The organism is Pirellulales bacterium (genome assembly GCA_019636335.1).
Classification (GTDB): domain Bacteria; phylum Planctomycetota; class Planctomycetia; order Pirellulales; family JAEUIK01; genus JAHBXR01.
In genome coordinates, this window is record JAHBXR010000015.1 from 128,439 (window position 1) to 151,937 (window position 23,499).

Annotated in this window: 22 protein-coding genes; 9 read left to right on the forward strand and 13 right to left on the reverse strand. The window is 63.6% G+C overall.

All coding sequences use genetic code 11. The annotated features are described in order from the left end of the window. Window positions 1-80 precede the first annotated feature (80 nt). Window positions 81-599 carry a pantetheine-phosphate adenylyltransferase gene (gene coaD / locus KF708_15620; protein ID MBX3414116.1) on the forward strand — a complete coding sequence of 173 codons (519 nt, stop codon included), beginning with the start codon at window positions 81-83 and terminating at the stop codon, window positions 597-599. Between the two features lie 253 nt (window positions 600-852). Here the strand turns inward: coaD and KF708_15625 are convergent, their stop codons facing one another. The 8 genes from KF708_15625 to KF708_15660 form a co-directional block, all read right to left on the reverse strand. Beyond that, window positions 853-1,848 carry a GDP-mannose 4,6-dehydratase gene (locus KF708_15625; protein ID MBX3414117.1) on the reverse strand — a complete coding sequence of 332 codons (996 nt, stop codon included), beginning with the start codon at window positions 1,846-1,848 and terminating at the stop codon, window positions 853-855. Window positions 1,849-1,938: 90 nt separating this feature from the next. After that, window positions 1,939-2,964: a TerC family protein gene (locus KF708_15630; GenBank protein ID MBX3414118.1), complete on the reverse strand. Its 1,026-nt coding sequence runs from the start codon at window positions 2,962-2,964 to the stop codon at window positions 1,939-1,941. Between the two features lie 137 nt (window positions 2,965-3,101). Beyond that, window positions 3,102-3,425 carry a hypothetical protein gene (locus KF708_15635; protein ID MBX3414119.1) on the reverse strand — a complete coding sequence of 108 codons (324 nt, stop codon included), beginning with the start codon at window positions 3,423-3,425 and terminating at the stop codon, window positions 3,102-3,104. Window positions 3,426-3,680: 255 nt separating this feature from the next. Further along, window positions 3,681-4,712, reverse strand: coding sequence for a hypothetical protein (locus tag KF708_15640; GenBank protein ID MBX3414120.1), 1,032 nt, complete (start codon window positions 4,710-4,712; stop codon window positions 3,681-3,683). A 34-nt stretch (window positions 4,713-4,746) separates the two neighbouring features. Further along, the gene (locus KF708_15645) at window positions 4,747-5,583 is read right to left on the reverse strand and encodes an HAD family hydrolase (GenBank protein ID MBX3414121.1); all 837 of its coding nucleotides are present in this window, start codon (window positions 5,581-5,583) and stop codon (window positions 4,747-4,749) included. A gap of 10 nt (window positions 5,584-5,593) precedes the next feature. Continuing rightward, the gene (locus tag KF708_15650) at window positions 5,594-6,628 is read right to left on the reverse strand and encodes a TIM barrel protein (GenBank protein MBX3414122.1); all 1,035 of its coding nucleotides are present in this window, start codon (window positions 6,626-6,628) and stop codon (window positions 5,594-5,596) included. 202 nt (window positions 6,629-6,830) lie between these two features. After that, the gene (locus KF708_15655) at window positions 6,831-7,919 is read right to left on the reverse strand and encodes a redoxin domain-containing protein (GenBank protein ID MBX3414123.1); all 1,089 of its coding nucleotides are present in this window, start codon (window positions 7,917-7,919) and stop codon (window positions 6,831-6,833) included. A 220-nt stretch (window positions 7,920-8,139) separates the two neighbouring features. After that, window positions 8,140-8,775 (reverse strand): hypothetical protein, encoded by a 636-nt coding sequence (locus KF708_15660; GenBank protein ID MBX3414124.1) that lies wholly within the window; start codon window positions 8,773-8,775, stop codon window positions 8,140-8,142. A gap of 681 nt (window positions 8,776-9,456) precedes the next feature. Between KF708_15660 and KF708_15665 the strand changes: the two genes are divergently transcribed. The 3 genes from KF708_15665 (at window position 9,457) to KF708_15675 (ending at window position 12,968) form a co-directional block, all read left to right on the forward strand. Continuing rightward, window positions 9,457-10,368 carry a hypothetical protein gene (locus KF708_15665; GenBank protein MBX3414125.1) on the forward strand — a complete coding sequence of 304 codons (912 nt, stop codon included), beginning with the start codon at window positions 9,457-9,459 and terminating at the stop codon, window positions 10,366-10,368. Beyond that, window positions 10,268-11,239, forward strand: coding sequence for a 3-deoxy-8-phosphooctulonate synthase (kdsA, locus tag KF708_15670; GenBank protein MBX3414126.1), 972 nt, complete (start codon window positions 10,268-10,270; stop codon window positions 11,237-11,239). The genes KF708_15665 and kdsA overlap by 101 nt, the downstream gene beginning before the upstream one ends. Before the next feature lie 94 nt (window positions 11,240-11,333). Continuing rightward, entirely contained in the window at window positions 11,334-12,968 is a 1,635-nt protein-coding gene (locus KF708_15675) for a hypothetical protein (protein ID MBX3414127.1), read from the forward strand. A gap of 114 nt (window positions 12,969-13,082) precedes the next feature. Here the strand turns inward: KF708_15675 and KF708_15680 are convergent, their stop codons facing one another. Further along, window positions 13,083-14,318, reverse strand: a complete 1,236-nt coding sequence (locus KF708_15680; GenBank protein MBX3414128.1) for a PQQ-like beta-propeller repeat protein — start codon at window positions 14,316-14,318, stop codon at window positions 13,083-13,085. Window positions 14,319-14,672: 354 nt separating this feature from the next. Between KF708_15680 and KF708_15685 the strand changes: the two genes are divergently transcribed. After that, window positions 14,673-14,882 (forward strand): molybdopterin-binding protein, encoded by a 210-nt coding sequence (locus KF708_15685; protein ID MBX3414129.1) that lies wholly within the window; start codon window positions 14,673-14,675, stop codon window positions 14,880-14,882. A gap of 29 nt (window positions 14,883-14,911) precedes the next feature. Continuing rightward, complete coding sequence (locus tag KF708_15690) at window positions 14,912-15,253, forward strand: winged helix-turn-helix domain-containing protein (protein MBX3414130.1); 342 nt, start codon at window positions 14,912-14,914, stop codon at window positions 15,251-15,253. On the opposite strand, the gene KF708_15695 is transcribed toward KF708_15690, so the two are convergent. The 3 genes from KF708_15695 to KF708_15705 are packed head-to-tail and all read right to left on the reverse strand — an operon-like array spanning window position 15,250 to window position 18,188. Beyond that, window positions 15,250-16,524 carry a PQQ-dependent sugar dehydrogenase gene (locus KF708_15695; protein MBX3414131.1) on the reverse strand — a complete coding sequence of 425 codons (1,275 nt, stop codon included), beginning with the start codon at window positions 16,522-16,524 and terminating at the stop codon, window positions 15,250-15,252. The genes KF708_15690 and KF708_15695 overlap by 4 nt on opposite strands. Window positions 16,525-16,563: 39 nt before the next feature. Further along, window positions 16,564-17,292, reverse strand: coding sequence for a gamma-glutamyl-gamma-aminobutyrate hydrolase family protein (locus tag KF708_15700; GenBank protein ID MBX3414132.1), 729 nt, complete (start codon window positions 17,290-17,292; stop codon window positions 16,564-16,566). Window positions 17,293-17,303: 11 nt separating this feature from the next. Next, on the reverse strand, window positions 17,304-18,188 hold the full coding sequence (locus KF708_15705; GenBank protein MBX3414133.1) for an SMP-30/gluconolactonase/LRE family protein: 885 nt from the start codon (window positions 18,186-18,188) through the stop codon (window positions 17,304-17,306). A 163-nt stretch (window positions 18,189-18,351) separates the two neighbouring features. Here KF708_15705 and KF708_15710 point away from each other — a divergent pair, with 163 nt between their 5' ends. From KF708_15710 to KF708_15720, 3 genes are all read left to right on the forward strand, one after another. Continuing rightward, the gene (locus KF708_15710) at window positions 18,352-19,827 is read left to right on the forward strand and encodes an aldehyde dehydrogenase family protein (GenBank protein ID MBX3414134.1); all 1,476 of its coding nucleotides are present in this window, start codon (window positions 18,352-18,354) and stop codon (window positions 19,825-19,827) included. A gap of 4 nt (window positions 19,828-19,831) precedes the next feature. Then, window positions 19,832-20,155: a hypothetical protein gene (locus KF708_15715; GenBank protein ID MBX3414135.1), complete on the forward strand. Its 324-nt coding sequence runs from the start codon at window positions 19,832-19,834 to the stop codon at window positions 20,153-20,155. Between the two features lie 155 nt (window positions 20,156-20,310). Next, window positions 20,311-21,573: a metallophosphoesterase family protein gene (locus KF708_15720; GenBank protein MBX3414136.1), complete on the forward strand. Its 1,263-nt coding sequence runs from the start codon at window positions 20,311-20,313 to the stop codon at window positions 21,571-21,573. A gap of 93 nt (window positions 21,574-21,666) precedes the next feature. Here the strand turns inward: KF708_15720 and KF708_15725 are convergent, their stop codons facing one another. Next, on the reverse strand, window positions 21,667-23,331 hold the full coding sequence (locus KF708_15725) for an HD domain-containing protein (GenBank protein MBX3414137.1): 1,665 nt from the start codon (window positions 23,329-23,331) through the stop codon (window positions 21,667-21,669). Between the last annotated feature and the right edge of the window lie 168 nt (window positions 23,332-23,499).

Sequence of the window (23,499 nt, forward strand, 5' to 3'; positions counted from 1 at the left end):
CCGCCGATTGCAATTGCCTTCGGCGGCGAACATGATGAAGCAGTTGCCTCGCAGGGAATCGCAGGGACTACGCAGCATCCATGTCTGATACGCATCCGCGCATCGCCGTCTATACCGGCTCGTTCGATCCCATCACGCTCGGGCACCTCAACGTCATCGAGCGTGGCAGTCGCCTCGTCGACAAGTTGATCGTCGGCATCGGTATCAACACCGGCAAGCAGCCACTGTTCACGCCCGACGAGCGTGCCGAGCTGATTCGCCGCACTACCGACCGGCTGGGGAACGTCGAAGTCCGGCAGTTCTCGGGACTGGCGGTCAACTTCGTGCGATCGGTCCGGGCCCGGGTCATGCTCCGCGGCATCCGCCCCCTCTCTGATATCGACGCCGAGGTGACGATGATGATGGCGAACCGGCAACTCGACCCGGGCATCGAGACCGTGTTCCTCGTGGCGGACGAAGAGTTCGTCCACGTCTCCAGCTCGCTCGTCAAGGAGATCGCCCCCTTGGCCGGCGACGAAGAACTGGCAAGGTTCGTACCGCGCGAGATCATCGAGGATCTGCGCCGCAAGATGGGGCTGCTCGACGCACCGAAGGCGTAATTCGCTTCGATGCATTTACCGAGAACGGTCCCTTTCTCGCGCCATCGGGTAGCACGATTTTCCAGAGTTGTCTGCCTGAGTAGAGCGAGTGGGAGTCGGAAAATCGTCCGTGTCGCGCAGCGACCAGAGGATCGGTGCAGGTCGGAGACTGCGCAACGTGAGGCAACGCTTGTCCTCTTGTTGCTGCGCAACACCGACCATTTTGCGACGGTTACCAAACCAGTGTCTCGCCGGCACCGCAAAATGATCGGTGCTACCCCGTTCGTAAGCGCTCCGCCCGCCGCCAGGCCGCCACTTCGGCGATGATTTCATCCATCGACCGATTCGGTCGCGTGCCGAGCAACTGGCTGAGCTTGGTCAGATCGGGCACGCGGGCACGCACGTCCTCGAAGTCGGCGCCATACGCTTGCGCATAGGTCTGAAAGGCGATCGGCACCTTCGGATCGACGGCCGCCACGATGCGCTGGGCCAGGGCGAGGATCTCGATCGGCTCGTCTCCGCCGATATTGAAGATTTGCCCCACGGCGGCCGGATGCGCCATCAACTTCAGCACGTGCGACACGACATCGTGGACGTGGGCAAAGCAGCGTGTCTGCCGGCCGTCGTCGTGGACGATCACCGGTCCACCGTCGAGCGCGGCGTCGACCATCCGGGGCACGACCATGCCGTAGCGCCCCGTTTGCCGTGGGCCGACAACATTGAAAAACCGCCCCACGACGACGGGCAGACCGATCTGCCGATGCAGCCCCAGCACGAGAAACTCATCGATGGCCTTCGACGCCCCATAGGCCCAGCGGGGGCGCGTCGTGGCGCCCAGTACCAGGTCGTCCTCTTCAGTCCAGCGCGGCTTGGGATTCTTGCCGTACACCTCGCTGGTCGAGGCGAGAAACAGCTTGATGGTCGCGCCCGCGGCGTGCCGCGCGCGGAGCAGATCGCAGAGATTGGCCGTTGGGCCGATATTCGTTTCGATCGTGCGGACCGCGTCCTGTGCGATGAGTTCCACACCAACCGCCGCGGCCAGATGATAGACCACGTCGATCCCGTCGAGCGACCGCTCGACGAGCGACGTCTGCGCCACGGTACCGCGGACGTAATGAAAGCCAGGGCGCCCCACCAGTGAGGCGAGATTGGCGGCATTGCCGGTCGACTCGTCGTCGATGACCGTCACCCGGTCGCCACGAGCGAGAAGGGCCTCGGTCAGATGACTGCCGATAAAGCCAGCACCGCCAGTTACGAGCACGTTGGCCACAGAGAGTCGATCCCGAGAATGCACCGGCCGGCGGCCGGTGCCACCTCGCCTAAACTTCCTCACAAGAATTCGCCGCGATCCTCGATTCTATCACGAAACCGGGGGACGATCGGCGGCCACCGGCTCGTCGCTGCTGGCGGGGGGCAGGTGCCTGCCGGGCTCAGACGGTTCCTGGGGCGAGGGGGGCCGTGGCCCTTCGAGCTTCTTCGCGATGATCGAGGCGATGATCGAGGTTCCCAGCAGCGAGGCGATGATCACTAGCGAGGACCAGTCGGGCAGGTGCCACCCCTCGGGAAGCAGCATCTTGATGCCCACGAAGACGAGCACGGCCGAGAGCCCGTAGTTCAGGTAGCGGAACATGTCGATCACGCCAGCCAGCAGGAAGTAGAGCGCCCGCAGGCCGAGGATGGCGAAAATATTCGACGTGAAGACGATGTAGGGCTCTTTCGTAATAGCGAAGATCGCCGGCACGCTGTCGATGGCGAACATGACGTCGGTCGTTTCGATCACCAGCAGCACGAGGAACAAGGGGGTCACGCAGAGCAGGCCATGCTCGCGAACGAAGAACTTCTCGCCGTGGTTTTCCTGCGTCACGCGCAGCCAGCGCCGGGCAATTCGCAAGATCCATTTCTTGTTCAGGTCCGGCGCCTCCTCCTCCTTGTGCATCGCCAGCTTGATGCCCGTGATGATGAGGAACACGCCGAAGAGATATAGGATCCAGTGCAGCCGCTCGATCAACGCGGCCCCCACCAGGATGAACGTCAGTCGCATGACGATCGCGCCCAGAATGCCCCAGAAGAGCACCCGGTACTGATACTTGAGCGGCACCATGAAGTAACCGAACACCACGGCAAAGACGAAGACGTTGTCCATCGACAACGACCATTCGACCAGATAGCCGGTGAGAAACTGGATGGCCGCCGTGCTGCCAAAGCGGTACCAGATGAGCCCGTTGAAGGCCAGCGCCAGCGAGCACCAGATGACCGTCCAGACGGCCGACTCGCGCAGCGTCGACTCGCGCGAGTTGCGATGAAAGACGAACAGATCGAGGATCAGCACCACAACCACGAAGATGCCGAAACCGAGCCAATCCCAAGTAGTGACTTCGTGAAGCATGACTTCCGTCGTGGTGGGCTAAGCGAGGGGTGAAAAAAAGAACGACACGGCCACAACGCGACCTTCCGGTCGCCAGTACCGTGTCGTTGGCAAGGCATGGGGTGACAAAGGGCCAGGGCCCGAGCGGCGGAGTATCACTACCAGCCCATCACCATGTTCGATTCGATCACCTTGCGGGCACGTTCCAGATCGGTGCCCGTCTCGTGCATGTAAAGTCGAATGGCATGTACTTTGTCGCCCGAAGCCTTGGCGAGGCAATCGCGCGCCGTGCTGCACGGGTCGGCAGCACCCCGGATGCCCAGGGCGGTCTTCGAGATCACCCAGGTATCGCGGGGGCGCTTCGTGCAACGCAGCACGCGCTCGCCGGGATACGCGTCGTGGACGACGCCCCCCGCCGACACTTCGTCGTCCGCCCAGGTGATGATAATGTGCGACTCGGTTTCAATTTCGAACAGCGGCATCGGTACGTCCTTTCGCGGCAGGGAATTGACAATCGCGGGAACTGAAGCCGGCGTCCGGGCGGAGTTTCGCCCCCCCTCGCGCGTCGCCGGCATGGCCGCTCATCTGCAAGACGATGGTAAGACTCCCTCACACCCTCGTCAACGCATTGGGGATTTGGGTAAGTTCGACTCCCCCGGGACTTCAGTATTGGTCGCAAATTCGCCTGTCCCATCGACTTTGACACGACGAGTCAATCGGCCGGACCGTGAAAACCGCTACGAACGCTGCGATTCTCGACACCGCGCGACAACCTGCTCGGGGGATGCGGTGCCGGTGGTGCCCAACTGCTGAATCGTGATCGACGCGACCAGATTGCCCACCGTGGCCGCCTCGATCTCGTCGGCCCCCGAGAGCAACGACGCCACGATGCCGCTCGTGGCGCTGTCTCCGGCGCCGACGATGTCGATCGGGCCGGCGACCTCGACCGCCGGCACTTCGACCGGATCGGCATGGGGCCGGACGACGAGCATGCCGCGTTCTCCCAGGGTGCAAAACATCCGCAGTCCTGTTTTTTGCGACAATTCGACGGCGGCCGCGCGACCGACTTGGGGATCCTCGCTGGCGGCGCGTCCCAACGCGCGCAGGCACTCATTGAGGTTCGGCTTGAGCGTGCCGCGCGTAAACTTGTGAATGAACGCGCGGCTGTCTACGAACATCAGCTTCTCGGGCTGCCGGTCGGCCAGCATGGCCAGATGCTCGCGTACGCGGGGCCCGATCACCCCCCAGCCCTCTTCGTTCACCTGGTCGAGCACGATCAGTCCATCGGTTGCTTCGAAGACCTGCGTCACGTGCTCCATGAGCTGGTCTTCGACATGCGGCGCCAGCGGTACGCGATTGCGGAGATCCAGGCGGTTCAGCTCGACCCATTCGCCGTGCGAGTTGCGCCGCATCGGTTTCGTGTAGGTCGGCGTCATCCGCGTCGGGTCTTGCAGGATGTGCGACCGATCGACCGGCATCGCCGCGAGGGCCTGAAAGAGATCGTAGGCCTGGCCATCGTCTCCCAGCACGGTCACGGGCACGAGCTGCCCGACGCCGAGCGCCGTGAGATTGTTCATCACCGTGCCCAACGCGCCGGGATTGTTGCGAATGCGGGTGACCTGGTAGGCCTCGAGCCCCGTCTCGATCGAGAGCTCGGCCAACTCGGGGTCGATGTCGAGGTAGCGATCGAGAAACAGGTCGCCGACCAGCCCGATGCGCAAGCCGGCGAACTTGCCCAAAAGCTGCGTGAGACGCTCGGTCGAGATCATCGGTCCTTCTCCGCCGGCAAGGGAAACCGTGCCGTCAGCCGGCCAGTCCCAGGGTGGCCAACAGTTCGTCGAGCGAACGATAGTCGCCGATGATGATATCCGCCCCGGCGCGAATCAAGCGTTCCCGCTTCCAGGCATTGACCCCCTGCCGCGTCTCTTCTTCGCTGGCCACGCCGATAGCCACCCCGCCGGCGCGACGCACTTCCTCGATCTCGACGAATCCATCGCCGAAGCCGAGCAGTTGGTGCCCCGGCACGCCCGCCTCGTGGATGATCTGATCGATGATCTTTTGCTTCGAGAAATCCTGATAGTTGTCGAGCGCGCCGTAGATGTGCTGGCCAAAGAAGCGTGCCACGTCGAGCAGCTCGGCCTCCTCGCGCACATACTTGAGATCGGTCCCCGAGGCGAGATACAGCTCGAGCCCCCGGTCCGTCAGCGCCTGCAGCAGGGCGTGCGAGTTGGGCACCGTGGCCTCGTCGATCGAGAGCGTCCCGCTGCGCAGCCCATCGACGCGCGCGCCGACCTGCTTCCAGAGTCGCTCGTGGTACTCGTGCTTGTAAGCCAGCGGATCGAGCGGCGTGCGGCCGCGGGCCTGCACCTCTTCGGCCAGTTGGATCATCTGGTAGATGGTCTGCCGTCCGTTGAGCCGCATGACGAACTCTTCGACGTGCGCGTGCAACTCGTCGGGCGTCTCGCCGGTGCCCGTCTCGGCGAGCACCTCGACCATCATCGGGATCATCACCGCCTGCCAGTTGCGGCGGATCAGCGACAACGTGCCGTCGAAGTCGAACAACACGGCGCGAAATTCGCCGCGCGGAAAGTCGGGACGCAGGATTTCAATCGCGGGGTGCGAAACGCTGGATTCAGCCATGCGACGTGCTTCAACCTTTGAGCAGATGTTCGAGCATGTAACGTTCGAGCCCCTCGTAATCGCGCGCCTGCCGGAAGCCTTCGACCTGCTTGTCGTCGACCGAGCGGGCCAGGGCCACCAGCCGGTTGAACATCCACAGGCTGTTGGCCAGATGCTTCGTCTGATCGGCCTGCTTCGTGGTGCGCATGGCCTTGATGTCGAGCCCCACGACGCCGATGTCGTGATACGCGGCCCGGTCCAGTACCCAGACCTGATTGAACGCGCGGCGCAGATCGACCGAGCCGAACATCTTGTCTTGATCGTACTTCAAGCCGTTCTGATCGTTGAGGTGGACTCCCCACAGCTTGCCGTGCCAGAGGGCGTAGGCCATGTCGTCGGCCGGGTCGAGTCCCGCCAGGATGCTGTGCGCGCTTTCGATCAGCACCCCCACGCGCGACGGATCGCTCGTACGGTAGGCCAGCCCCATGAAGTGCCCCACCGAAGGGCAATAGGCCTGGTCCATCGGCTCGTTCGGCTTCATCTCGCCCACGATGCGAATCGTCGGATCGTAGGTCAGCATGTCGTCGATCGCCTCGACCAGCCGGCCGATCGAGACGCTCGCGTCCTTGGCCTCGCGAATGTACGTCCCCTCGCGCGCCGGCCACAGCACCATCAGGTCGATGCCCATCATGCGGGCAATGTCGATCGAGCGGCGCGTTCGGTCGCGGGCATAACGGCGGGCGGCCGGGCTGTTGGCCGTGTAGGCGCCGTCGATCGTGCGGGGATCTTCCCACAAACGCGGCGCGATGAACTCGCCCGTCAGCCCTTCGCTGTCGAAGAGGGCCTTGACCTTGGCCACCCCCTTGGCCGTTTGCGTGGCGTCCCAGTCGGCCGGCACGACGTCGTCGTCGTGCAGTTGGACGTGGGTGAAGCCCAGCTTGCGGTACTCGCGAATCTTCTTGGCGAAGGGAACCTCGTTGCGGACCGGCGGACCAAAAGGATCGGCGCCGGTCGAGATGTTCCAGGGGCCAAAGCTAAAACGATACTTCGCGCGGTCGCGAGCCATGTGAGATTCCTGAGGGTCGGACAATACTTGAACGACCTCCGATCGGTCGCGCGCGGCGGGCAGATACGCCACGGACGCAGGTCGGAAATCGTGAGGATGGCCACCGTCAGGTGGCGGCAAGTTCCAGCAAGACCGCCCAGTTTAATGTCCCCCTGCCCCCGGGCAAGCCCGCGGGTGTGGAGCCGAGCACCGGCTTACCCTCTCAGGAGGGGCGGTTCAAGTCGATCGACTCGGCGGCGATATTCTGCCGATTCTGATCGCGAATTTGCGCCGCTGCCTCGTCGTAGAGAAACGGTAGAAAGGCGAAACGCTTGCCGGTTTTGACGGCGGTGGCCTCGTGCAGCAGCGAGCATCCGAAAACGACCGCCCCGCCGGTCGTGGGCCGATAGGTGCGCAGCCCGAACTCGGGAAATCGCAAATCGCCCCCCGTGAATTCCTCGCTATTGAGATTGATCGACACGGCAAAACGGCGATGGGCCGTGCCGATCGAGGTGTTGTCGCGGTGGGGGCGAAAGTGCCCGCCCCACTCGCTGTCGTAACAAGCCACGATGTGCCGTTCGATACGCGTCACGGCAAAATTGAACGCCTTGCGGATCTCGGGCACGACGCGCGCCGACAGACGTTGGTGGATCGTGCGGACCAGCCCCTGATCGACGATCTCGCAGTCGCTGCGACGTTTGAAACTGTAGTCGTACACACCGGTCGTTTTGCCGCCGATGTCGCGCATGAAGCCGGAGTCGGTGCCCCCCTGCTGTTCGTACACCTCGATCAGCGTGCGGCACAGTTCCGGTTCGAAGACACGGTCCAAGATCAGCACCGGCGCCGACCGCGAGGAGTCGACCAGCTCGGGGAACGACGCCACGCGCTCTAGCACCTGCGCGACGTGCCCCCGGCCATCGCCCAGCAGCGGCACTACCGCCACGACGCGGAGCCCCTCGTCCAGCACGAACGTCGTCGGCTGCATGTTTCCGGCGGCGTCGACGATCCCATAGGCGCGGGCGATCTGCGCGTCGAAATCGGCAAAGAAAATGATGCCCGGCGAGATGAGCGCGGCGCCGACGCGCGCTTCGTCACCCGGGTCGCAACTGACCCCCAGGAAAACGGCTCGCTCACCGTCGAAGTCCTCTTGTGCCGCTTCGACGTCGGCCAGCATCTGGGCCGAGGCGGGAAGACGCGTGCTGCCGAAAAACGTCAGGACGACGTAACGGCCTGCCACCGTATCGAAATGGAACTTCGGATTGACGGTGCTACGCGCGACAAACCAGATGGCAGGATCGCCGATGGTGAGCATGGCAGACGACTCCCCTCTCGGTGCCGGACTGACGAACCACCCGAGAGGCGATCAAATGCCGGCGTAAACGGTCGATTCCGACGCGGTCGAAACACCCGGAACGTCCGCACGGTTTTTCGGATGCCGCATCGAGTGTCTCGGTGCGCGAGTAGTATTGAACAATAACCCTCGCCAGTGGCAATGGTTTCGGTCCAAATCGCTCGTTTCGCCAGCCAACGATCTAAAGCGACGATGTGCGGTCCGAATCGGACGGTTGTGCCACTTTGGTCGGGCTGGAGTCAAGCTCCTCTCCCTCGTAGGGGGGCTCCGTCTCGTGCGGCGTCGTCACGGCCATCGCGGCGCCGCGCGTCAACTTCAGATCGGTAATGATGATCTCGCCGATCGACCGCAGTCCGAGTGATGCGTTGATCTGTTCTTTGAGCATTCGCTTCAATTCCGCGAGCGCCGGATCCTCGAACTCCCTGCCGCGAGCGCGGCGCAGCAGCTCTTCGATCCCTTGCTGCACCTTAAACCGCCGGGCGGTCAGCCTCAATCGTGCCTCGCGGTCGACCTCGGGCAAAAGGTCGATGTGCAACTCGAATTGTGCGGCGCGGATCGGGTCGGACGCACCCGTGACCTCTTCATAACGAAAGGTTCCCAGCGAGAATTCCGGCTCGAGACGCGCCGCCGTCCGGTGTTGCTGCAGATACGCGAGCAAAGCAAATTGTAGCGTGGTTAACACCAAGACGAGGGAGACAATTCCCAAGACTCCGATCGAGCGCTGGCTGCGTGGCACGGTCGCGGTTGCCGCTCCGGGGCCTGAGGCCGCTTCGCGGTCCATACCTGCATCGGGAGCGGGGATTGGGGCCTTCGACATCGCCATCTCGCGCGGAACGGTCAGGCGCGGGAAATCGCCGTCAGGGCGCGGCTGCGCCTAGCGCAAGACTAGCATTCTCAAGGCCCGCGATGCCGTCGCCGACGGTGCCTGCTCGAACGATCCACAGAACGAGCAGCACCCGCAAAAAAGTCGGGGGCCTCTGGCGTGCCACATCCACGTTGGCTCTGCTGAATGGCCAGGGGCAAGAAACCATTCCGCCGAAATACGCCAGAGGCCCCGCGGGCCAGATTCGTTTGGTGCCGACCTTGTCGGTCGTGCGGCCCACGAAAAAGCACTTCGCGTGCCAGTAGGCGTGTCGTGGCATGTGGCAATTCAGCAAGAACCACTGCATCTCCCAACTAGAGCATGAGTTATCGCTATTCATAAATGCTCTAAATGGTTCCAGATCCGCTGTTTGCGACCATTTTCGACGTGTATTATTTTGCTACACCTCATCGAACAGCGTACGTCAGCATCGAACAGCACCCCCACCTCCAGGTAGTGTGCGCTCGTGTGTCAACCGCTTTGATCTCGATTTGAGACATCCTTCCGCCCTGAGCTTGTGGTCTCCGTTGACCGACTAGCATGGCAGGTGGGAGAATCTGCCGAGCGGTCGTGGCGCAAGACACAACCGCCGAACCAGTTACGTATGCCGCTAGGCTACTTTTCACCCGAGCACCTATGCAGGTTCTGCTGCTGGTCAATCGCAAGGCTGGCGCGTCGCACGCCGCTGAACTGATTGCCGAGGCGGTTCGACTGCTCGATCGGGCAGGCTTCCCCACCACCCCGGTCGGCGAACTCGAAGAACTTGCCGAGCGATCCCATGCGCTCCACGCGCAGGGGCAACTCCGGGGGGTCGTGGCGGCCGGGGGAGATGGCACGATCACCGCGGCCCTGAATCGAATCCCCCACGGCCTGCCCTTGGCGGTGCTACCGCTGGGGACTGAAAACCTGCTGGCCAGATACTTCCATATTCGCCGCGACCCGGCACAGTTGGTCGAGACGATCGTGGCCGGCCACGGCCTCGACCTCGATATGGGAAGTGCCAACGGCCGCCTCTTCGCCCTGATGGCCAGCGCCGGCTTCGATGCCGAGGTCGTCCGCCGTGTCCACGCACGCCGCACAGGCAACATTCGGCATTGGAGTTACGTTCAACCGATCCTGGCCGCCATGCGTAATTACGAGTATCCCGAGTTGCGGGTATATTGCGGCGACTCGACGACGGGAAGCGCGGCGGTCGACTCGTGGCGGGCCAGGTGGTGCTTCGCCTTCAACCTGCCTTGCTATGCCCGTGGATTGCCGATCGCCCCTAGCGCGGATGGGACCGATGGCCGATTCGATGTCTGCACACTTGCTCGTGGCTCGACGTCGCGCGGACTGTGGTACCTGGCCAATGTGATGCTGCGTCGGCACGAGCGACTGGCCGATTGCCGCACGCAACGCGCGGCACGCGTCCGTCTCGAGTCCGATGGCGAGGTGCCTTATCAGCTCGATGGGGACGCGGCGGGCTATTTGCCTTTGGAATTGGAAATTATTCCGGCGCGGATGCGATTGCTCGTTCCCCCCTCGACCAGGCCGAACGCTGTTTTATAAGCCGACGGACGGCGCATCCATTCAGGAGGAATCGAACGTGCCTCAAAACCCCGCCTCGATTGGCCCCTACCGCTGCGGCCCAGGTCAGCGACTGCTCGTCATCGCCGGACCCTGCGTCCTCGAGAATGACGAGCTCTCGCTGCGCATCGCGACGCGGCTGCGCGAGTTGGCCGACGAGCTGCCGATCCAACTCGTCTTCAAAGGTTCGTTCGACAAGGCCAATCGAACCAGCGCCAGCGCCTTTCGCGGACTCGGCATGGACGAAGGGCTGAAGATGCTCGCTCGCGTCAAGCATGCGACGGGCCTGCCCGTTACCACCGATATTCACGAGTCTTACCAGGCGGCGCCGGTGGCCGAGGTTTGCGATCTGCTACAGATCCCGGCCTTTCTGGCGCGGCAAACCGACCTGCTCGTGGCCGCCGGGAAAACCGGGCGCCCCGTGAATGTGAAGAAGGCCCAGTTTCTCGCCCCCTGGGACATGAAGAACGTCGTCTCGAAGCTCGAATCGGTCGGCTGCCAGAACATCCTGCTCTGCGAACGCGGCACGTTCTTCGGCTATGGTCGGCTGGTCAACGACATGCGTGCCATTCCGCAGATGCGTGAGCTCGGCACGCCCGTCATCTTCGACGCCACGCACAGCGTGCAGGAGCCGGGGGGACTCGGTACGGCGACCGGGGGCAATCGCGCCATGGTCGAGCCGCTGGCCCGCGCCGCCACGGCGCTGGGCGTTGATGGGCTCTTCTTTGAAACTCATCCCGATCCAGATCGATCACCCAGCGACGGTCCGAACATGATCCCGCTCGATCAATTCCCCGGCGTCTTGCGGCGCTTGTTGCAGATTCGCGAAACGATAGAGGCACTCCGTGATTGACGAAGTCTGGAACCGTACGAGGCCCATGTATTCCACGGCAAATTGCCGGCCCGGGCGAACCGCTTCCACGGATCGTTCTCCCGGCGCGCACCTCGTGGCAATGCGCCAAGTGTGGCTCGCGGCATGGGTCTGCGTGTTGGTGCTCGTTACCGCGGCGGGCTGCTCGCAGGACTCCAACTCGAGCGCGGGCAAGCAGTCTTCGACCGCGGCGGCGGTCGGCGCCGGGCTGAGCCGCGACCTGCACGCCTTTGCGATCGACAATCTCGATCATCTCGATGAGTTCGACAGCCAGGAGATGATGAAGACGATCATCGTCCGGCTGAATCAATGGATCGACCTGCAGAAGAAAGCCACGGCCGAGCCCTGGCAGCCCGACGCCGCCATCAACGGCTTGCCCCCCGAATTTGCCAGGGTCATTGCCCTCCACGACCTCGCTGCCGTCAAGTTCAGCGATCTCGACGCGAGCTTTCTGCAAGAGGTCGTCTGGCTGCGCAACATCTCGCGCGTGGCCCGCGGGCACGAGGCAGATCCGCTGGCCCAAGCGACCCATCTATTCGACTGGGTCGTGCGCAACGTACAACTCGACGCCGACGGCAAGGAGGGCCCGCGCCGGCTGCCGTTCCAGACCTTGCTCGTCGGGCATGGCACGGCCGTGGAGCGTGCCTGGCTGTTCATCCTGCTCGCGCGTCAGCAGCAACTCGACGTCGTCATGCTGGCCCTTCCCGCCAAGGATGGCTCGGGCAAACTCGAACCGTGGCTGCCGGCGCTGTTCGAAAACAATCAACTCTACTTGTTCGATCCGCGGCTGGGGTTGCCGGTTCCCGGGCCGGGGGGGCAGGGGGTCGCCACGCTCGAGCAGGTTGTGGCGGATGAATCGCTGTTGCGCCAGCTCGATCTCGACGAGCAGCATCGCTACCCGATCGATGCCGCACGGCTCCAGGGAGTCGTGGCGCTGGCCGAGGCCTCGCCCCTCTATCTCGCGCGTCGCATGAGCTTGTTCGAGTCGCAGATGGCGGGGGACAATCGCCTGCTGCTGTCGACCGATCCGACCGATTTGATCGCGCGGCTGAAAAACTCGCCCCACGTGTCCGACGCCAAGCTGTGGAACTATCCCTACGAGGTACAGAACTGGCAGGGCGCCATGACCGCGCCCCAGCGCGAAGCACTGCTCCGCGACATGGTGCCCTTCTTCGCCGCCCCGGTGCAGACGCCGAAGGGGGCCGTGAATCCGCTCTGGCGGGGACGCATCCACCATTTCAAAGGCGACTTCGACGGCGAAGAGAGCGCGAGCTTCTATTACCAGTTGGCGCGTCCCTCGGACGACGAAATCGAAGCCGCCAATCTGCAAGGGGAACTTCGCGAGGTATACGTCGCTGGCAAACGGGACGCCAGCTATTGGCTGGGGCTCGTGGCGTTCGACCGCGGGATGTTCGAGCAGGCCGAAGCTCACCTGAAGAAGCGCACCCTCGAGGCCACGCCGAGCGGCCCCTGGACCTACGGCGCCCGCTACAACCTCGCGCGGACCTACGAAGAGCTTGGCAAGCTGCCCGAGGCGATCGAGCTCTATTCGCAAGACAGCTCGCCCCAGCAGCATGGCAACAAGCTGCGCGGCAAGTGGCTGAAGGAGTCGCCAGACGCCGACGCCAGCGAAAACGAACAGCCCGCTGCCGACGCGCCGGCGGAAGGCGAACAGGATTCACCGTCACCCGAAAGCGCCGACGAGCGATAGTGGGTTAGCACCGATCATTTTGCGGTGCGAACGAACCACTCGAACGGCGAACATCGCAAAATGGTCGGTGTTGCGCAGCAGCAAGCGGAATGACGAGATCGCTCGCGTGAGGCGTTACTGACGCACGTCGTAGCAGACGATCACGTCCCCTTCGCGCAGGTAAAGCTTGCCGCCGGTGATGACCGGGTGCGCCCAGCCGGGGTTATCGCCGCTGCCCGGCACTTCGAACACGCCCGTCTCTTTCAATTCCTCGGGCGAGGCCTCGACCAGGGTCATGGTCCCATTGGCGTAATGGATGTAGAGATGGCCGTCGGCCGCCGCCACCGAGGCCGATTCTCTTCCCGCGCCGCGCGACTTCCACTTCACCTCGCCCGTCAATAGTTCGGCGCAATAGGGAATGCCCCGATCTTCTGAATCACCGTAGAGATAGTCCCCCACCAGCACCACTCCACCGTGCTTGTTCCCCAACTCGGTCTTGAGCGGATAGACGACTTCGACGTCGATCGCGCCGTCGTCGGCCGGCACCTGCTTCAACAGCGCGCCACCCCGGCCATAGCCGGCCACGAAGAAGACCAGTTCGTCGCGCACGATCGGCGTGGGAATGACGGCGGTCGTCTGTTCAATGTCGAACTTCCATAGCAACTTGCCATCGTCGGCGCGCACGCCCATCGGTCCGCTGCCGGTCGCTTGCACGTAGATGCGCGTCCCTTCGATCTCGGCCACGACGATCGAGGCGTGCCCCGCCCCGCGGTCCTCGGGCCGGATCATCGTCCAGATCGTTTCGCCGTTGTTCTTGTCGAGCGCGACCATCGTGTTGGTCGGTCCCCCCGGCGTGCAGACCAGCTTCTCGCCATCGATGAGCACCGATTCGCCGTAGCCCCAGTTGTCGGCCTTCACGCCGCCAAAGTCGTTGCGCAGATCTTTGCGCCAGATTTCATTCCCATCAGTGTCCGCGCCGACCAGGACGCCATGCGGCGTGAGGAAGTAGACGCGATCGCCATCCACGGTCGGCGTGCTGCGCGACCCCTGCCACGTGGGTTTGCCTTCGTTCCAGGGTGGCCCCGCCTTCAACTTCCAAAGCAGCTTGCCGTCGGCCTCGTCGAAGCAAGTGAGGTACTCGTCCTGATCCTCGGCCCCGGGAATGTTGTCTCCCAGTGTGTAGACGCGACCGTTCGCCACGGCCAGGCTCGAATAGCCGCGTCCGGCCCCCGAGGTCTGCCACAACAACTTCGGTCCCCCTTCGGGCCACGCATCGAGCAGATCTCGATCGGGGGCCACCGCCGAACGGTTGGCGCCGCGGAAGGTCGGCCAGTTGGCCACTGTCGGCTCGACGGCCCACGACGTCGACATCAACAGCGGAGCGGACGCAACGCAAGCAGCCACGAGACGGTCAAAACGGCGTGACATCGGTATGTTTCCCGAACTGGCGTGAGGGTGTCCGCGCGGCGGACGGTGGGAGGCAGGGTGGGCAGGCCGCGTGCAATCGCCACACGGGGCCTGATCGGGGGTTGGACTACTTCGACTGTAGGAGTGCCCCCCGGCAAAAGCAAGCGCGGCGCACGTTGCCCGCCTACAGGGTGAACCCTGTCGTTCACGTGTGGTTTCGCCGGGTAGCGGGGGCCGGCTCGGTTTTTTGCCACCGCCCCTGCGGATAGAATCGAGCGGACGATCTCCGAATCGCCCCATCGACACGCGAGAACCAAGATGAAAGTCAGCGCACGCAATCAGCTCCAGGGCACCGTTCAATCGATCGAGCCGGGCGCCGTCAACTCGAAGGTCATCGTCGAGTTGCCCGGTGGTTTGCAAATCGTCTCGGTGATCACCAAGGAATCGGTCGACAACCTCGAGTTGGCTGTCGGCAAACCGGTGTACGCCGTGATCAAGGCATCGGACGTGATGCTGGCCGTCGACTGACCTGCACTTCTCGTACGCTCGAAGCACCGATGGCCAAACGCAACAAGTGGTCGTGTGGCATGCGCATCTGGCTCGAGAACGACGGCGAAGTCGTCCTCGGCCGCGGTCGCGTTGCGCTGCTCGAAGCCATCGACGAGCACCACAGCATTCGCCAGGCGGCCGCCAGCGTCGGCATGTCATACCGGCGGGCCTGGCTGTTGGTCAAAAGCATGAACGACGCCGCGCCGCAGCCGGTCGTCGAGGCCTCGACCGGCGGCGCCAAAGGTGGCGGAACGCGGCTCACGCCCTACGGACGCTCGACCGTCGAGATCTATCGCCAGCTCGACGCCGCCGTGCGCCAAACCACGGAGCGATTCCTGAAATCGCTCTAACTTCCCGACTTGCTCTCCGATTCGAAGCGGTAGATGGACTCAGGCGTTGGCGCATAGGTCATGAAATAGACCTCGCCATCCTCGTCCTCGCCGAACGAAAGAATCACGATCGGCTTGTTCAAGGGGATCTCGCGATTCGAGACGACCTTGCCCGTCTCCTCGTCGATGCGCAGGGCCCAGATCTTGCCCGTCACGTAGTCGGCGTAGAGATAAGCGCCGACCAGCTCGGGTACCGCCTTGCCCCGGTAGACCAGCCCCCCGGTGATCGACTTGCCCACATCATGATGATACTCCCAGATGGGATCGATCATGCCCGCGGGCTTCTCGCTCTCCGCGGCGCTGTCCCCCTGCTTGGCGAACGGGTGCAGCCCCTCGCGAATGTTCCAGCCGTAGTTGCCCCCTTTGACGATCAGGTCGATTTCTTCCCAGGTGTCTTGTCCGACGTCGCCGGCCCACAGACGCTTCGTGACCGGATCGAACGCCATACGCCAGACGTTGCGCAGTCCGTAGGCCCAGATTTCGCCGCGGGCGTCTTTCTCGCCCACGAAAGGATTATCTGCTGGAATTCCGTACGCGAGATCCCCCGACTTGCTGTCGACATCGATTCGCAGAATCTTGCCTAGCAGCGTGCTCATCTTCTGGCCGTTCTTGAACGGGTCGTTCGCCAGCCCGCCGTCGCCGACCGCCACATAAAGATAGCCATCCGGACCGAAGGCGATCGTGCCGCCGTCGTGATTCCAGAACGGCTTGTCGAGCACGAGCAGGACCTCTTCCGAGTCAGGATCGGCCACGTTGGGATCCGACTTGCTCACCCGAAACCGCGAGATGACGTTCTGATGCTTCTTGGCCTTGTTCGTGTAGTAGACGAAGAACTCGCCGTTCTCTTTGAACTTGGGATGAAACGCGAGGCCGAGAAAGCCTTCTTCGTTCGTCTTGTCGTCGTACGAGACCTTCGAGGACATATCCAGAAAGACTTTCGTGTCCTTGGTCTTCGCTCCCTGGTCGAGTATGTGTAGGACGCCGTGTTGCGTGGGAACGAAGATCCGTCCCGAGCCATCTCCCGCGTTCGTCAGCAGGATCGGCCGAATCGGCTGCGGCACGCCCGAGTCCTCGCCAAAGTCCCAGCCCGTCCATTCGATCTCGGGGAATGCGTTCACCACGCCCAGCGGCAGGGGACGTTGATCGACGTCCGCCGCGGCCACCTTGGACAACGCCGATGCGCTGCACACTCCCACGGTCAGGAAGAGCGAAACCACGAACAGACGACTCATCTGGGAACTCCTCGTTTAGTTAGCCGCGTGGATGTTTCGTTAGCAACGTACACGTTGTCGGCTTTGCCGAACAACCAATTCGGTCCACCGACGAAACACCTCGCGGCCAATGAGTTTGAGATCGGACAATCTTGCTGGGGCTTGATCGAGGATGCTATCGCCGGCGATGCCGGCGCCTTTCAACTCCGCGTCGAACGTCACGACCATTTCCCGCAAGGTCTCGAGTGTTGCTTCCAGGTGAAATAATAATCCATACGCCGTCGCGCCGCAGCGGAACGCCTGGCATGGCGTCCATTCCGAACGTGCCAACCCCACCGCGCCGGCGGGAAGATCGAACACGTCTCCGTGCCAATGGAGCGGAACAAAACGCTGCGGCATGCCGTGCCACAGGGGGTCATCGACGCTGGCGGGCAATAGCTCAACGCTTTTCCAACCGATCTCCTGGTATCCACTGGCGCGAACAGTCGCTCCCATTGCCGCCGCGAGCAATTGGCTGCCCAGGCAAATGCCTAGTACCGGGACTTCGGCCACACAGGCGCCAGCCAGCAGATGCAACTCCTCGCGAAGGTGCGGGTAGCGATCGGTTTCGTGCGTGCTCATCGGGCCCCCCATCACGACGATACCGCTCGTTTCCGACGCGCTCGCGGGTATCGTATCGCCGAGAAAGGTCCGTATGAAGGTGAGATTCAATCCCGCCTCACGCAAGACGTCTTCGATCGTTCCTGCCGTTTCGCAGGCGATGTGCTGAATCACGACGACGGGGTTCATCGCGGTCCTTCTCAGTCGCTGATCGGAATCGCGGTGAGGGTACCTGCGCGCATGTCCGGCAGCAACAGGCGGCCGGCGGGATCGAAGGCGATATCGGCGGCCGCTTTGTACCCTTCGGTAAAGAGCTGGGGCTCCGCTTCGGCCGTATCGCGGCGAAACACGCGGCCCCCGCGCCAGTCGCTGATGTAGAGTCGCCCCTTCGCGTCCCAGGCCAGTCCATCGGCGCCCCCCAGATCGGACGCGATCTCCACGCCTTTGCCGGTCGCCAACTCCACGCGATAGAGCTTGCCCGCGGTGATGTCCGCCACCAGCAGATGCTCTTTGCCGTCGAGAAGCACGCCGTTGGCCCCTTTCAGTTCGGGCAAGGTTTTCGTATCCGCGACGACCGTGATTTCGCCCGCCGGCGCAATGCGAAACACCGCGCTCTGCGACGTGAAAGCGCCCGTGTCCGAGACATACACCTCGCCGTCGGGGCCCACTTCGATGTCGTTAAAGAAACGCGGCTTGACCGGAAATTGATCGGCCTCGGCCAAGACGCTCACTTCCCCCTGCGGACCGACGAGCCACACCTTGGTCTTGTCCGCCACGACCAGATCGTTGCCGCGCCGGGCGATCCCCTTCGGATCGTTGAGCCCCTCGGCGAACGTCTTGATCTCGTTGCCTTCGAGCACGCCCACGCGACCATCGCCGTCGGCGTTCGACTTGCCGATGATCGTCACGTAGATCCTTCCATCGCCGCCGACCACGGCCGACTCCGGATTCTCGAGCCCCGAGGCGAGCAGCGTCGCTTCGTCGGCCCGCGCCGCAGGCATGACGGTAAGGACGGTCAATATCAACGCGACCAGCGCCGTGGCCGGCCAACGTAGGGTTGCCAGGAAGATCAGCATTCGGCTCATCGCAGACTCCGAGTTTTCGAGAAAAAAAGTATCGTCCGGGACGATTGCTTTCGCACGTGATATTCGCTCAGATATAACGATCTCGCCGGGGGGCCACAACAGGGCGCCCCGCTTTTTCGCCACGCACCGCCGCCACGACTCACCCACGCACAAGGAACCGCACATGGCCATGATGACCATGCCTGCCTCGGCGCCTCCCGCGATCCGCCAGACGAAGCTGCTGATTAACAACGAATGGGTCGACGCCTCGGACGGCGGCCGCCTCGCGGCGATCAACCCCGCGACGGGCGAAACCATTGCCAAGGTAGCCTCCGGAACGGCCGCCGACATCGATCGCGCCGTGAAGGCGGCACGCGCGGCACTCGAGTCTGGCCCGTGGGGCAACACCGATGCCGTCGATCGCGGTCGACTCTTGTTTCGCCTGGCAGATCTCGTCGACCAACACGCCAAAGAACTGGCGGCGCTCGAATCGCTCAACTCGGGCAAGACCATCAGCGATGCGAAGGGAGACATGGCCGGCGTCGCCGCCACGCTCCGCTACTACGCCGGCTGGGCCGACAAGATCGAAGGGCGCACGGTGCCGGTCCGTGGCAACTTTCTGTCCTACACGCTGCGCCAGCCCGTGGGCGTCGTCGGTCAGATCATCCCGTGGAATTTCCCGCTCCTGATGCTGGCGTGGAAGTGGGGACCCGCGCTCGCCTGCGGCAATACGATCGTGATGAAGCCTGCCGAGCAGACCCCCCTCACGGCGCTGCGTCTGGGCGAACTGGCCATCGAAGCGGGCTTCCCGGCGGGAGTCGTCAACCTGGTCAACGGCTTTGGCGAGACGGCCGGCGCGGCGCTCGTCGCGCATCCGGAGGTCGATAAGATCGCCTTCACCGGGCATGTCGACACCGCCAAGATCATCCAGAAGTCGGCGGCCAACACGCTCAAGCGCGTCACCTGCGAACTCGGCGGGAAGAGCCCGAATGTGATCTTCGCCGATGCCGATCTCGACGAGGCCGTGGCGGGGGCGTTCCACGCCATCTACTTCCACGGCGGACAGTGCTGCACGGCGGGAAGCCGCTTGTTCGTCGAAGAGAAGATTCACGCCGAGTTCGTCGAGCGTCTCGCCGCGAAGGCCAAGCAGCGCAAGCTCGGCGATCCGCTCGACCCCGCTACCGAACAGGGCCCGCAGGTCTCGCAGGAGCAACTGGACAAGATCCTAGGCTACGTCGAGCAAGGGCAGCAGCAGGGGGCTCGGCTCGTCGTCGGTGGGCAGCGGCGTGGCGAGCGGGGCTTCTTTGTCGAGCCGACCCTCTTCGACCACGTGTCGGACGACATGACGATCGCGCGCGACGAGATCTTCGGCCCCGTGGTCAGCGTGCTGCCGTTCCGCGGCGTCGAGGAAGTGATCGAGCGCGCGAACAACACCACTTACGGTCTCGCCGCGGCCATCTGGACGCAGGACATCGACAAGGCACACCTCTACGCCAAGCGCGTCAAGGCCGGTACCGTGTGGGTCAACTGCTACCACGTCGTCGACACGACCACGCCCTTTGGCGGGTTCAAGATGTCGGGCAATGGCCGCGAGAATGGCGAGGCCGCGCTCGAACACTACACCGAACTGAAAACCGTCACGGTCAAGCTCAAGGGGTAAGCCCGTGCTCCAGCAGCGGCAGGCCCTGGTGTTCGAATTCCTCGGCGGACCACGCGACGGCGAGCGTCTGCGTGGCCACATCGATGACGACACGATGACCGAAGCCTGGACCCTGTATCGCCACACCGACGGCGCCGCCCTGGGGCGCCACTTCTGGTGTGCCTGCGAATACAGTGTCCGCGCCCTGCGCACGTTACCCTGGCAGGTGATCGAGCAACTCGAAGACGAAGGCTATCGCTTTCGCGGCCACATTTACGAGATCTTTCTTCGTTGGGACCGCGAGGGTTACGTGCTGATCCGGGCGCGCCACGTAGGCTCTTCCGAGTAAGCACGGCACGAGCTGACGAAAACTTCATCCCCCCCTCTACGTGGCGGAACGGTAGAGATCGAGGCCGCGGGCGGCTATCCTGTGGAGGATACTGCCCACCTGTCTCGCGGCGCGGCCCAGGGACCGCGCTCGCCCGCCCCGTAGGAAGGTACGTCATGCTCAGTCTCAGTCGCCGTTCGCTGCTCCAGGCCGGTTCCTTGATCCTGGCGAGCCAGTACGCCCGCCCCACCTGGGCGCAAGACGCCGCACAACCGAAGTTCGAGGCGCCCCCGACCTTCGAGCCGATCGCCCTGTTCCTCACCTGGCAGCAGGACCCGACCACGACGATGACGATCCAATGGGTCGGCTCGGCAGAGGACGGCAAAGACCGTCCGATCTGGTACCGCGCCGTGGGAGACAACCTCTGGCAGAGTCAGCAGCACACGGCGCGCCCCTTCCCGCAGAGCGGCCGCTGGATCTTCCGCGCCGAACTCACCGGCCTGCAGCCCGACAAGGACTACATGTTTCGCGTCGGCCTCGACTCGACCGAGCAGCGTTTCCGTACGATGCCGGCCAAGGCAACGAACACGATCCACTTCGTCTCGGGGGGCGACAGCGGCATCGGCGAGCACGCCATCGAAACGAACAAGGTCGCGGCGCGGCAATCCCCCATGTTCGTCGTGCTGGGGGGGGATCTCGCCTACGAGAACTCGCGCAACCCGGGCGTGTTCCTGCAGTTTCTGAAGAACTATTCGCGCGACGTGCGCGATGCCGAGGGGCGGTTGATTCCGCTCCTGGCCTGCCTCGGCAACCACGAGGTCGACGGCGGCTACAACAAGCCGCGCGAAAAGGCGGCCTTCTTCTATTCCGTGTTCGATGGCCTGTTCAAGGACACCGGCTACGCGAGCCTCGATTTCGGCGACTACATGTCGCTCATCCTGCTCGACACGAATCACACCTCGCCCATTGCCGGCGACCAGACCGACTGGCTGGAAAAAACGCTGAAAGAGCGCGAAGACTGCCCGACGGTGTTCGTCTTCAATCACGTGCCGGCCTATCCGTCGCACCGTACGTTCGACGAAACGGGGGAGGATGGCGACTCGGGCTATGCCAACCGCAAGTACTGGTGTCCGCTGTTCGAGCGGTACAACGTCGACGCGGTGTTCGAGCACCACGATCACACCTTCAAGCGCACGCACCCGATGCTTGATGGCCTCAAGGATCCGAACGGCATCGTCTACCTGGGCGATGGCTCGTGGGGCAAGATTCGCCGTCCCGCGCCGCTCGAATCGCGTCCCTACCTGGCCGCGGCCGACGAGGCCTACCACCTCTCGGTGCATCGCATCGAGGGAGAAGATCGCCACCACGTCGCCCTGACCGACACGGGCCGCGTGGTCGATGTCTGCTCGACCCGCAAGCGCCCCCGCCTGGGGGGCTGAGCGAGAATCGCCCACGGTGCGCACACCAACGGCGCGACCGCGCGCGTAGGTCAGGTACTCCGTACCTGACAGAATTTTGCCTGCCGTACCTGGTTACGAGAAATCGCCGCGCAGACGCTGATCGGAGAGGGCCGATTCGCTCTGAGCGATCTGCCGCACGTCGTCGCGGGCGCGGAAGAAGGCCGCGATGACGTCGGCATCCCATTGCTTGCCGGCGCCGTCGCGCAGGATGCCGTCGAGCTTCTCCTCGTCCATCCCCTTGCGGTACACGCGGTCGCTGCTCATGGCGTCGAACGCATCGGCCACAGCCACGATGCGCGCCAGGAAGGGGATGTTCTCGCCCGTGAGTTGGTGCGGATAGCCGCGGCCGTCCCACGATTCGTGGTGATGGCGCACGATCGGCAACACGTGGCTCAATTGCTTCAGGTCGATGAGAATGTGGTAGCCGATCTCGACGTGCGTCTTGATGTGCGCGAACTCGGCCTCGGTCAGCTTGCCCGGCTTGCGAAGCACGTTGTCGTCGATGCCGATCTTGCCCACGTCGTGCAGCAGACCGCCGAGGTAAATCGTCTTGAGCGTGTCGAGATCGAGCCCCATCTCCTGGGCCAGCCGCACCGAGATTCTCGCCACGCGATCGCTATGGCCGCAGGTGTAGGGGTCCTTGGCGTCGATGGCCGAGGTCAACGCCCGGACCACCCCCGCCAGCAGCTCGGCCTGCTGGCGATAGAGATCGATATTGCTGCTGTGAATGCCGAGGATCGTGCCGACCGAGTTGAGCAGGTTGGCCTCGACCGTGCCGAATTGCTGTCCAGACGTGTGATTGAAGGCGGCCAGCCAACCGAACAACTTTTCCCCTTCGGCCAGGGGCACGACCACCAACTCGCGGATGCTTGGATGGGGCCAGTCGGGTTTCTCCGAAACGGGCGGATTGGCCACCACCGGCACGCTCGTCGCGCCGAGATTCAAATAATCGATCAGGCGCCGCATCCCCTCGAGATCGACCGGGCATTCACCATAGGTCAGCAGCAGTGGCCCCGAGTTCGCTCCCAGCGCCGCTTCCTCGGTTTCGCCCGACGGCAGCAACTCGATCGCCAGGCCACGCGCCGGCAAGACCTCGGCGATCCACTCGAGCGCCAGGCGCGCCAGCACGTCGCGCTTGGCCGAGATCTTCAGGTTTTGAATCAAACGGTAAAGGAGACTGATCTCCTCGTAGGTCGCGGCGATCTGCACCGAGAGTTCGTCCGCCTCACGTTCGAGTCGCAACACGCGCCGCTCGGACTCGAGCTTCGCGAGCAGCATGTGCGCGGTCCGCTCCAGGGCATGGGCCGTCCAGGGACGCTGGCGCGTACACCAGTCGTGCGTTTCCTGAGGAGTGAGCCCAAGCAGCGACACGCCGTGCTGGTGCTCGACGTCGTCGAGTTCGCCCGTCACGAAGGCAGCCGCGGCCACGATCGTGCCCCGGTCCTCGAACGGAATCGGAATCGCCAGCAGCATGACTGGCGGTTCTTCCTGCAGAAACTCGATGCGGCCACGACGCGCCACCGCGCGACAGAGCTCTTCACGCAGCCCCATGTCCCCCACCGGCTGGTCGTCTCCCGCAACGACGAGTTCGCCTGTCTCGCCGTCGAAGAGCTGGAAGCCGATTCCAAACGCATCGCGCAGCGCCCGGGCGGCGTGACGCAGCGTAGAGGGCAACGGGCGTTCGGTACCGCTGGCACTCGTGCCATTCGCGATCGTCGTGATGCCAAAACTCGTCATCGACACTCGGCCCAAGGGGTGACTGTAGCCCAGATGCCTTCGTTCCGATGGAAGCTTAGGTTACGAGCGATCCGTGGGCAAAACGTGATCGGTACAGGAGTTTCGTCCAGCCGCAAGCTGGAAATTCGCGTGCGGAACGTAGCGATCGCGACAGGTGCGACCGGTCCG